Source organism: Rhodococcus sp. NPDC019647, assembly GCF_044389235.1.
In the GTDB taxonomy this organism is placed as follows: domain Bacteria; phylum Actinomycetota; class Actinomycetes; order Mycobacteriales; family Mycobacteriaceae; genus Rhodococcus_F; species Rhodococcus_F oxybenzonivorans.
Window position 1 is genome coordinate 1 of sequence record NZ_JBIRXS010000082.1, and the last position, 1,393, is coordinate 1,393.

The window sequence follows — 1,393 nt, forward strand, 5'->3', positions numbered from 1 at the left end:
GGGCTCTACTGACTCATTCGTGGGTGGGTTCGGCCGGGTAATTGTGGGCGGGCGCCCCCGAGGCTGAGCATCGCGAGTGCGATGACGGCCTCGGGGGTGTGGAACCCGAATCCGCGGCGGGTGATGAGGCGAATCTTGGTATTGACGGATTCGATCCGACCGTTCGAGAGCCCGTGCTCGATGGCGGCGAGGATCGCGGGTCTGTGGACGAGGATGCTTTTCTGCAACGCGACGAACGCCGGGATCCGGCACCGTCGGGCCCAGTCGATCCAGCGGTCGAGTTCGGCAGCGGCCTGCTCGACCGGGAGCTGGAAGATCAACCGCAAACTCTCCTTGAGCCGGTAGCCGCGGTGCAGGACCGGATCGTGGAGTTCGATCCACTTCAGCACCGCCTGCTGCTGCGCGGTGAGGGCGTCCGGGTTCTTCAGCAACGCCCACCGGCTGCGTTTGACCGTCCGAGCCGGGCCGGCCTTCGGGCGACGCCGCGGTTTCCACCCACCGCCGCGGGAGGCGTTCTCGGTGGACCGTGCCCGGTTCCACGCCGCCCGCCGCACCGTGTCGAGGGCCTCGGTGGCCCAGGCGACCACATGGAACGGATCCGCGCAGCGCACCGCATCCGGGCAGCACCGGGTCACCACCGACCCGATCCATCCGGCCGCATCCGAGGTGACGTGGGTGATCTTCGCGCACCGTTCGGGCCCGAGCAGGGCGAAGAACCCGGACAGGGTCGCCGCGTCACGACCCGGGGCCGCCCACACCAGCCGGCCGGAGTCGTGGTCGACGACGACCGTCAGATACTTGTGGCCCTTCTTGTACGAGATCTCGTCGATCCCGATCCGCCGCAGCCCCGCCAGCGGGTCCCGGGCGGGTGCGCTGTCGGCCCACACCCGGTCCACGATCGTCCCGACCGTGCGCCACGCGGTGCGCATCAACTCACACGTCGCGGCCTTCGAGGTATGGGTGGCCAGCCACGCCACCGTCTGGTCGAACGCGTAGGTGTGCCCGGCCCGGTGCCGGGCCCAGGGCACCGCGGCCACCGTGACTCCGTGTTCGCGGCAGCACACCCGCGGTGCGTCGGCCTCGACGAAGGTGCGGACCAGGCCGCAGTCCGGGCCGCGCCACCGCCGCCGACCGGTGCCGCCGTCGTAACCGGGGCTCCGACGACCACACACCCCGCACCGGGACCGGGCCCGGGCCTGCGGCCGGACCGCGACGATCACCGCCCCGGCCGTGTCGTCGAAATCGACGCCCTCAATCACCGTCTTTTCGACACCCAACACCTGACGCCATATCCTGGCTTCGCGCACGCCGTTCCCCACATATGTAGCCGACTGACCCTAGACAAGCCAGAACGCTACTGGGACAACGGCGTGCGCCCTCACCCGCACCGAAC

At 70.1% G+C, this 1,393-nt stretch carries 1 protein-coding gene; it reads right to left on the reverse strand.

What is annotated here, in order from left to right; translation table 11 throughout:
- Nucleotides 1–5: 5 nt before the first annotated feature.
- Nucleotides 6–1,307 carry an ISL3 family transposase gene (locus ACH49N_RS38935; protein WP_358278839.1) on the reverse strand — a complete coding sequence of 434 codons (1,302 nt, stop codon included), beginning with the start codon at nt 1,305–1,307 and terminating at the stop codon, nt 6–8.
- Nucleotides 1,308–1,393 lie beyond the last annotated feature (86 nt).